This window comes from Streptomyces sp. NPDC059456 (genome assembly GCF_042750055.1).
Lineage (GTDB): Bacteria > Actinomycetota > Actinomycetes > Streptomycetales > Streptomycetaceae > Streptomyces.
The window spans coordinates 1-9,253 of record NZ_JBHYVA010000315.1 but is presented as its reverse complement, the minus strand read 5'-3'; the positions used below and the strand labels follow the sequence as shown (position 1 = coordinate 9,253).

General features: G+C 77.6%; 5 protein-coding genes. All 5 read right to left on the bottom strand.

Annotated features, from left to right (window positions below):
• A partial coding sequence (locus tag ACFXA3_RS24815) for a glycosyltransferase (protein ID WP_385190269.1) occupies positions 1-1,207 on the bottom strand: 1,207 nt, incomplete at its 3' end.
• On the bottom strand, positions 1,204-2,055 hold the full coding sequence (locus ACFXA3_RS24810) for an alpha/beta fold hydrolase (RefSeq protein ID WP_385190268.1): 852 nt from the start codon (positions 2,053-2,055) through the stop codon (positions 1,204-1,206). The genes ACFXA3_RS24815 and ACFXA3_RS24810, both read right to left, overlap by 4 nt.
• A gap of 7 nt (positions 2,056-2,062) precedes the next feature.
• The gene (locus ACFXA3_RS24805; protein WP_385190266.1) at positions 2,063-2,464 is read right to left on the bottom strand and encodes an acyl carrier protein; all 402 of its coding nucleotides are present in this window, start codon (positions 2,462-2,464) and stop codon (positions 2,063-2,065) included.
• Positions 2,454-7,238, bottom strand: coding sequence for a beta-ketoacyl synthase N-terminal-like domain-containing protein (locus tag ACFXA3_RS24800; protein WP_385190264.1), 4,785 nt, complete (start codon positions 7,236-7,238; stop codon positions 2,454-2,456). Before ACFXA3_RS24800 ends, ACFXA3_RS24805 begins: the two co-directional genes overlap by 11 nt.
• Positions 7,231-9,036 (bottom strand): SDR family NAD(P)-dependent oxidoreductase, encoded by a 1,806-nt coding sequence (locus tag ACFXA3_RS24795; protein ID WP_385190261.1) that lies wholly within the window; start codon positions 9,034-9,036, stop codon positions 7,231-7,233. Before ACFXA3_RS24795 ends, ACFXA3_RS24800 begins: the two co-directional genes overlap by 8 nt.
• Between the last annotated feature and the right edge of the window lie 217 nt (positions 9,037-9,253).

Sequence of the window (9,253 nt, the reverse complement as noted above, 5' to 3'; positions counted from 1 at the left end):
GCGGGGGGGGGCCGCGGGGGGGGCGGCGGGCCCCCCCACCCCCCCCCCCGCGCGCCCCCGGGGGGGCCGGGCGACACCCCCCCCCGCCCCGCGCGGCCCCGGCGGCGGGCACCCCGCGGGCGCCCCGGCGGGGGCCGGGATCGTCCAGCACGGCCCTGAGCGCACCGCACAGTTCCTCGGTACGGGTCCTGCCGAAGCGGACCCGTACCCCCGCCCCCGCCCCGACGACCTGCCGGGCCACGATCGGCTGGTCGTCGCGGATCGGCGCGACCACCAGCGGCAGCCCGTACGCGAGCGCCTCGCAGACGGTGTTGTGCCCGCCGTGGCTGACCACGGCGTCCAGGTGCGCCAGCAGCTCCAGCTGCGGCACGCGCTCCCGGAGCAGGACGTTCTCCGGCACCGGCCCGGCCAGCGAGGCGGGCGCGGCCAGCACCAACTGCACGTCGTGCGACAGCCGTTCGGCGGCCTCCAGGACCGTCCCGTAGAACCGGCCCCCGGCCTGCTGGTTGAGGGTGCCCAGGGAGACCAGCACCCGCCGGCGCTCCGGGTCCAGCCGCCGCCACGGGAAACCGGGCACCGCCGGGCGGGCCCCGAAGGCGGGGCCGACGAACGCGTAGTGGGCGGGGAACTCCGTTTGGCTCCCCACCAGTTCGGGAGTAGAGAAGACGAGCACCAGCCGCTCCGAGAACCGCGGGTCCCACTGCGGCTCCGGCAGCCCGCACGCCGCGAGGAATCCGGAGACCTGCCCGGACACCCACTCGCCGACCTTCGGGAAGTCCGCGAAGGGCCGGGTCAGTTCGGCCGACGTGCTGGCCGAGGTGGCCCACGGGATCCCGAGCCGGTGGGCGACCACCGGACCGGCCAGCGCCTGCTGGTCGGCGACCAGCAGGTCCGGCGCGAAGGCGTGCACCGCGTCCGTCACCCCCGCCACCATCGACAGGGCCAGCGGTACCAGCGCCTCCGTCCACAGGAAGCGCAGCGCGCCGACCCCGCGCAGATCGCGCCAGCGCTCGTGCAGGGCCGTGTAGCCGCCGCCCGCCCCCTCGCCGGCCGGCAGGATCCGGGCGTGCGCCGGCAGCAGCCGGGCCAGCGCCCCGGCCGGTCCGGTCCAGGCGACCTCGTGCCCGCGGGCGGCCAGTTCGGCGCCGACCGCCACCGTCGGGTTGACGTGCCCCGCCAGCGGCGGAACGGTGAACAGCACCCTCATCGGACCAGCGCTCCCGCCCGCGGGGCACGCGCCGTGCGCCCGGTCCGCACGGTGCGCGCCGCCGTCGCCTCGAGGTGGGCGAGCACGGCCTCCCGCAGGACCCCGCTGCTCTCCTTGAGTACGTCGTGGCCGAGCCCGGGCAGGATCCGGATCGCGGCGTGCGCCGCGTGGTGGGCCAGCTCCCGGGCGCCCGGTACCAGTTCGGAGTGTTCGCCGCAGACGATCAGGGTGGGGCAGTCCAGCCGGGCGAAGTCCGCCGCGGTGAAGGTCCGGCTCGCCGCGATGTCGTCGATCAGGCTGGTCCGGTTCAGCAGTTCGTCGGCGATCGAGGTCAGGTTCGCCGCCTTGCGCAGGCGCAGGGTGAGCAGTTCGGCGGGCACGGGACTGTCTTCCAGGCTGAGCGCCGCCGCCGACAGGGTGTCCACCATGTTCTCCACCCAGGTACCGCTGAGCGGGGGTTCGAGCAGGGTCAGCCCGGTGACGAGGTCCGGGCGGGCGAGCGCCGCGTGCAGGGCGAGCGTGCCGCCGTAGCTGTTGCCGACCAGGTGCACCGGCCGGTGCCCCAGGTCCAGCGAGCCGAGCAGCGAGACGAGGTCCCGTACGGCCGTGCGGCTGTCGTACCCGGTGGCCGGGCGCTCGGTCCGGCCGTGGCCGCGCAGGTCGTAGAGGACGGCCTCGTGGCCCGCCCGGGCCGTCGGGACGGCCAGGGGACAGTAGAAGGAGGACAGGTTGTCCACGACCAGCCCGTGCAGGAACACCACCACGGGACGGTCGGGACGGGCGGCCGCGGCGGTGGCCGGCAGCCGCTGGACGTGGAAGCGCAGCGAGCCCGCGGGGACGAAGGCCATGGCGGGCTCAGCCGGCCGTCGTCGTGGAGACCGGTGCGCCCGCCGGACCGTCGGCGGGCGCCCCGGGCGCACCGGGCGCCCCGGGCGTCGAGGGCGTCGCGGGCGCCGGGGCGGGCGGCGACGTACGGGCCAGGGAGGCGTGCGTGATCCGGCCGATGTGGGTGACGAGATCACCGACCGACATCGCCAGGATCGCGTCCATGTCCTTCTCCGCGAGGAAGCCCATCAGGTCCACCTCGGAGCCGTAGCGCCGGTGCAGCAGCTCGGCGAGGGCGACGAACTCGATGCTCTCCAGGGCGAGATCCTCGTTGAAGCTCGTACTCATCGTGACCTCCTCCGCGATGAGGAACTCGTCGCCGAGGATCTCCACGAGCATGCCGGTGATCTCGGCGAGGACGTCAGTGGCCATGGCTGGTCTCCGTGAGGTGGAAGGGGACGGGGGAAGGGGCCGTGGGGTGGGCGGTCCAGGCGACGAGGTACGCGTCGGCCCCGGGGCCCGGTCCGGGCCCGGCGCCGGTGTCGCCCGGGGGGAGGACGGCGGTACGGACCGGGTGCGCGTGTCCTCCGGGCGACAGCACGCGCAGCCCGCCCGACTCCGGGTCCGGCGAGACCCGCCAGTCCCGCGGCCGGCCGCCCAGCCCGGTGCCGCCCGCCTTCGCGGCGGCTTCCTTCGCACACCACAGGGCGGTCAGGGCGGACGGCAGCCCGGAGCCCTCGCGGGCGGCCAGCTCCTCGGCGAGGAGCAGCTCGGCCGGGGTGAGGGCGATCCGCACCAGTGCGCCGGGGTCGCCGGTCACCGGCTCGACGTCGATGCCGACGGGCCGGGACGGATGCGCGAGGGCCACGGCCACCCGGTCCTTGTGCGCGATCGACAGCCGGAAGCCGCGCGCGAGCAGCCCCCCGGGGACGGGCCGCCCGGCCGGGTCGCTGCCGACCGGGACCTCCGCGGGGAACACCGGGCCGGCGCCGCCGTCCCACAGCAGCCGGCGCAGGGCGTCCTTCGCGGCGATCCGGCCCAGCAGCCACGGCGCACGGGCCCGCGGTGCCAGCCGCTCGTACACCGCGCGCTCGGCCGCGCCGAGGTAGCGGCGCATCACCAGCTCCTGCGAGGCGGGATCCGTCCACCGCCGCCGGGCCAGACACCAGCCGCCGGGCCGGGGCTCGCCGATCCCGCACACCTCGGGGGTGAACTTCATCGGCCAGACCCGCTCGTCCGCCCCGAAGCGGCGGTACGTCCAGCCGTCGATCGAGGCCCACACCCGGCCGGTGGCGTCGAGGAGTTCGAGATCGCCGCGGACGGTGGCGTCGCGGACCTCCCGGATCCGGGCCGTGGCCGTGACCAGGGCCTGCGGCGCCGGCGTCGGCCCGTGGAACCGGATCCGGTCGACGGAGGCGGGGAACACCAGCCGGTCGACGGGCAGCCGGAGCTGCATCCAGTGCCCGAACAGCTGCCCGGCGGCGTCGAGCAGCGCACCCGGGTCGGGGAGCGCGCGCAGCACTCCGCGGATGCCGTCCGAACCGACGGTGCGGACCTCGTGGACGCCGGCGAAACGGGGGCCGTGGAACATCCACCGGTCCCGGTAGAGGGCTTCGGCGCTGACCGGGGCCGGGCCCGGATCCCGCAGCGGCGTGGTGTCGGGCGCCGGCGGCCGCCCGTGGCCCGGGCCGAACAGCACCACGACGGAGGCGTACGGGCCCAGCCGGACCCGGACCCGTCCGGGGCCGTCGACGCGGACGCCGACCTCGACGTCGACGGCGGGCGCGGCGGGGAGCCACCGCAGGGCCCGCACGTCGTCGTAGCCGGTGACGGCGGCGCCCGGCGGGGCGTGCCGACGCGCGGCGTCGGCGGCCAGCTCCAGCATCGTCGTCATGGGCACGACCGGGAACCGGTCGGAGTCCTCGGGCCAGTCCTCGGGCTGGAGGTACACGCAGTGGTCGCGTACGTAGGGCATGGCGTCGAGGGACACCCGCAGCCGGTGCGTCGCCGCGGCGCCGGCCGGACGGGGGCCGGACGGGGCGGGTACGCCCCCGGCCGGTGCCGTCCCGGGTGCCGGCCCGCCGAGCGGAGGCCGGCCGGGGCCACGGTCCCCGGGACCCGCCGGCACGGCGGCCGAGGGGTGGGCGGCGTCCCGGACCGCCGACCAGGCGTGCGTCACCGCCCGTGCGGCCGCCCGGGTGTCGTCGAGCACCGCGTCCAGCGCGGACAGCAGCACGGGCCGCTCCGCGGCCGCGGCGAACGGCGGGGGCCCGTCCGCGGCCGCCGCGGACGGCACCGGTCGGTCCGGCGCCGCAGACGGAGACGGCACCGCAGACGGAGACGGCGCCGGAAACGGAGACGGCACCGGAGGCGGCATCGGAGGCGGAGACGGCACCGGCCCCGGCGCACGGGCTGCGGGCGGCTCCTGCCCCTGCACGTGAGCCGCGGACGGCTCCTGCCCCGGCCCGGGACCGTCCACCAGGGCCCGGGCCCCCGCGCCCAGCCGGACCAGCGGAGAGCCGAGGTCCAGGGCGACGGCCCGGTCCGGCGCAGGCGGCGCGGACCGGGCCGTCCCGGCCGACAGCCCGTCCCACCGCGGCGCGTGCCCCCCGGCCCACAGCGCGGCGCAGGTCCGCCGGAGGGCGGCCGGCCCCGACAGGCGCGGGGAGGACGTGGCCACCGACAGGTGGGGCCGGTCCCGCAGGGTGTCCTCCACGAAGCCCGGCAGGCTGCCCGGCCCCATCGTCACGAAGGTCCGCACCCCGGCGTCCTCGTACAGCCGGAGCGTCAGCTCCCGGAACCGCACCGGCTCCAGCAGATGCCGTACGACCAACGCGCGGACGGCGTCGGGGTCTTCCGGGAACGGCGCGCACGTCGTCGCCGACCACACCGGGGGCTCCGCGGAGCGCAGCGGCAGCCGGGCGAACGCCGCCCGGACCTGCCCCAGGTACGGCTCCCACATCGGCGTGTGGAAACCCGAACGGAAGGGCAGCTCCTGGCCCGGCACCCCCTCCCGCCGCAGCCGTTCCAGCACCTGCACGACGTCCGCCGGATCCCCGCACACCACCGACTGGTGGGGGCAGTTGTCGTGGCTGACCACCACCGCGTCCAGGCCGTGCAGCGCGGCCCGTGCCCGGTGCGCGCCGCAGCCCAGGGCCGCGTACACGAGGTCCGGGACCTTCAGCGACCCGGGCCGCAGCGAGTCCAGGAAGGCATCGGCCGCCTCCCGCGGGTACATCCCGCCCGCCACCATCGCCGCCCACTCGCCGAGGCTGTGCCCGGCCAGCACATCGGCCCGGATGCCGAGTTCCGGCAGGACCGCGGCGAAGAAGCGGCCCGTGGCGATGGCGTCCAGCGCCCGCCCCATCAGCTCGGTGCCCCGGCCGAGCCGTGGCCGCTCCCGCCCCATCACATCGGCCACGTCGTCCAGGGCCGGGGCGAACTCCGGTTCCAGGCCCGGGAAGAGGAAGGCCGTACCGCCGCCCAGCGGCTCCGGGGCGAACCACACGTCCCCGCGTCCGCGCCACGCCCGGCCGCGCGCCACCGCCTTCGCGGCGAGCGCGAGGCGCTGCGGCGTCGGCCCCGCCACGGCCAGCCGGCACGGTCCGTCGCCGGTGGAGGCCGCCCCGGCGGCCAGCAGGCGGGCCAGCTCCGCGGGACCGTCCGCGCCGAGCAGCAGCACGTCCTCCCGCGCGCCCGTCCCCACCACCGGCGCGGCCGCGGACCCCAGGGGCAGGAAGCGCCGTACCGGGGGCGCCGGCGCCCCCGCACCCGGTGCCTCCTCCAGTACGGCGTGCGCGTTGATCCCGCCGAAGCCGAACGCGTTGACCCCCGCCCGGCGCGGCTGCGGCCCCCGCTCCCACGGCTCCGCAGCCGTCACCGGACGCATCCGGGTCCGGGCCAGGTCCGGGTGCGGCTCCTCCACGTGCAGGGTCGGCGGCAGCACCCCCTCGTACACGGCGAGCGCCGCCTTGATCAGCCCGGCCATGCCGGAGGCCTGCATGGTGTGTCCCACCATGGACTTCACCGAGCCGAAGCCGACCTCGGGCCCCGCGGCCCCGGCAGGCCCGAACACCTGGGCCAGCGTGTCCAGTTCGGCCGTGTCACCCACCGGTGTTCCGGTCCCGTGCGCCTCCAGCAGCCCCAGCGCGCCCGGCGCCCGCGGATCCAGGCCGGCCTCCCGCCAGGCCCGCTCCAGCGCCCGTACCTGGCCGGCGACCAGCGGGCTCATCAGGCTGGCCGCCCTGCCGTCCCCGGCCACGCCGGTGCCGCGGATCACGGCGTAGATCCGGTCGCCGTCCCGCTGGGCGTCCGCCAGCCGCTTCAGCAGCACCACACCCGTGCCCTCGGACAGCAGGGTGCCGTCGGCGCGCCGGTCGAAGGGCCTGATCCGCTCGCTCGGGCTCAGCGCCCGCAGCTGCGTGAACACGCTCCACAGCGTGGCGATGTGGCAGTGGTGCACCGCCCCCGCGACCACCGCGTCGCACCGGCCGCCCGCCAGCAGCCCCACCGCCTGGTCCACGGCCAGCAGCGAGGAGGCACAGGCCGCGTCGAGCGTGTACGCGGGGCCGCGGAAGTCCAGCCGGTTCGCCGTCCGGGCCGCCGTGAAGCTCGGCACCAGCCCGATCGAGGCGTCCGGCCGCTCCGGACCCAGCGCCTCCTGGAACGCGGCACGCACCGCCGCGATCCGCCGTTCGCCCAGCTCGGGCACGAGCTCCCGCAGGGTCTGCGCCAACTGGTGCGCCGTCCGGACCCGTTGGTCGAGGCGCGCGGTCGCCACCCCCATGAACCCGCCGCGCCCCAGCACCACCCCGATCCGGGAGCGGTCGGCCGGCAGCCGGTCCTCGCCGCCCGCGTCGGCGATCGCCTCGGCCGTCGCGTGCAGGGCCAGCATCTGGTCCGGCTCGGCCCCCTCCACGGCAGCCGGCATGATCCCGAACCGGGTGGGGTCGAAGACCGCCAGGCCGTCGACGAAACCGCCGCGCCGGCAGTAGAACCGGTCCCCGTGCACCGGCCCGGCGGCGCCCTCCGGGTCGTAGTACACCTGCGGATCCCAGCGCCCGGGCGGCACCTCGGTGATGCAGTCCGTGCCGGCGAGGAGGTTGCGCCGGTACGCGGCCAGGTCCGCGGCGCCCGGGAACACCGCGCCCATACCGACGACGGCGGCGTCGGCCGGCCGGGGTCCGCTGCGCCCTCGCTCACTCATGGTCCGTGCCCCCCTCGGCCATGAGGACCACCTGTACCTCGCTCCCGTGGGCGAGTTCGGCGAGGAACGCGGCCGTCCCGGCCTCCGGGGTGATCAGCGGGACGCCGCGCCGGGCGTACGCGCGCTCCAGCTCGGGCGTGACCATCCCGCCCGCCCCGGCCGCCCACGGGCCCCAGTCGACGGACAGCACCCGGCCCGGGAAGGTGCCGGCCCAGGACAGCGCGAGCCCGTCGAGGGCGTCGTTCGCGGCGGCGTAGTCGGTCTGGCCGCGGTTGCCGTACACCCCGGCGACGCTGCCGAAGAGGGCGAGGAAGGCCGGTGCGGGGGTGCTGCCGTGCTCGGCCGCCGCGGCCGCCAGGTGCCGGGCTCCGGCCACCTTGGTGTCGAACACCTCGGTGAACGCCGCCGGGTCCTTGTCCCGGAGCAGTCCGTCGCGCAGGGTCCCGGCGCCGTGCACGATGCCGTCGAGCCGGCCGTGCCGGGCTCGTACGCCGGCCACGACGGCCCGTACGGCGTCCGCGTCCGTGACGTCCGCGCAGTGGTAGCGGACGGAGGCGGCGGTCCCGGCGAGGGCGGCCAGCGTGGCCCGCACCTCGCGCGCGGCCAGGATCCGCGAGGCGGCGGCCTCGATCTCGGCGGGCGTGCGCAGACCGCTGCGGATCAGGGCGGCGCGCAGCGCCACCCGGTCGCCGGCATGGACGAACTCGTCCTCCTGCGGGGCAGGTTCGGGGGTGCGCCCCACCAGCTCGACGTGGCATCCGGTGGCCCGGGCCAGCGCGACCGCGGTACGGGCCGTGATCCCGCGGGCCCCGCCGGTGAGCAGCACGACGGACCCGGGCCCGAGCGGACTGCGGCCGGCCGAGGCGTCGGGAGTACCGCCTCCGGGGCCGGCGGGCGCTGCGCCGAGGGGGGCCGGGACCGGGACGCGGGCGGTCCGCAGCGCCTGGGCGGTGTACCCGACCGAGGCGAACCCGGCGCCCTGGTCGCACAGTTCGGCGAGCAGCTGGGCGGCGATCCGCTCGGGGTCCTCCTTGGGGTGCGGGCCGACGGCCCGGACGAGGACGCCGGGGAACTCCAGGGCGGCGCTGCGGGCGAAGCCGTGCAGCCCGTCGGCGGGGGTGGCGGCGAGGACCAGACGGCGGACCCCGCCGGCAAGGGCGCGTTTGAGCGCCGGGAAGGCGGCGGGGAGCACGGGGTCCGCTCCGGCGCGGAGCGCGGACAGGTCGACGATGCCGTCGAATCCGGCGCAGGCCTGTGCCAGCACCTCCACCTGCGCCCCGTGAGCCTCCAGCGCCCCGCAGAGCGCGAGCGCCACTCCCTGCCCGTCTTCGACGACGCCGATCCGCAGCCCCCGCAGACCGTCGGGGTCTCCGCCGGCCGCAGCGACCGGCACTTCGTCCACCCGCATCCGCCGCAGCGCCGCGCGCGGACCCGGACCGGCCGTCGGCGGAGCCTCCGCTGTCGCGGGCGACCGCCCCTCTGCGGGTTCCTGCGGCGCTGCGGACGCGGACGCCGGTCCGGCCCCCCTCGCTCCCGGGGCCGGGGCGGCGGGGCCGGCGTGGGCCGTGATCCAGTCGACGATGCCGCGCAGGGTCTTGATCCGGGACAGCTCCTCGACCGCCGACTCGGCGGAGCCGCCGGGGTCCCGGGGCAGTCCGATCCGGTCGGCGAGGGCGCCGATGATCTCGACCCGCTTGATGGAGTCGATGGAGAGGTCGGCCTCCAGGTCCAGTTCGGGGTCGAGCATGTCCCGCGGGTATCCGGTCCTGGTGTGGACGATCTCCAGAACGGCCTCCATCACCTCCTCGGCGGATCCGGCTGTCGCGGCTGCCCCTGCGGAGCCAGCGCCCGGTACCGCGGCACCGGTCCGCGCCCGGTCCCCCGGTGCGGCCGGACCCGCCGGTCCGCCGGCGCCCACCGGGGCGGCCGGACTCCGGCCGTTGGGCCCCGGTTGCCCGGCCCCGGCCCCCGCCGCGGCCCGACCCGCGAGGGTGGGCCCGGGTTACCCGGGGCGG

Coding starts and splice junctions, on each gene's coding strand:
- ACFXA3_RS24810 (WP_385190268.1), bottom strand. CDS start 2,055: ATGGCCTTCGTCCCCGCGGGCTCGCTGCGCTTCCACGTCCAGCGGCTG.
- ACFXA3_RS24805 (WP_385190266.1), bottom strand. CDS start 2,464: ATGGCCACTGACGTCCTCGCCGAGATCACCGGCATGCTCGTGGAGATC.
- ACFXA3_RS24800 (WP_385190264.1), bottom strand. CDS start 7,238: ATGAGTGAGCGAGGGCGCAGCGGACCCCGGCCGGCCGACGCCGCCGTC.
- ACFXA3_RS24795 (WP_385190261.1), bottom strand. CDS start 9,036: ATGGAGGCCGTTCTGGAGATCGTCCACACCAGGACCGGATACCCGCGG.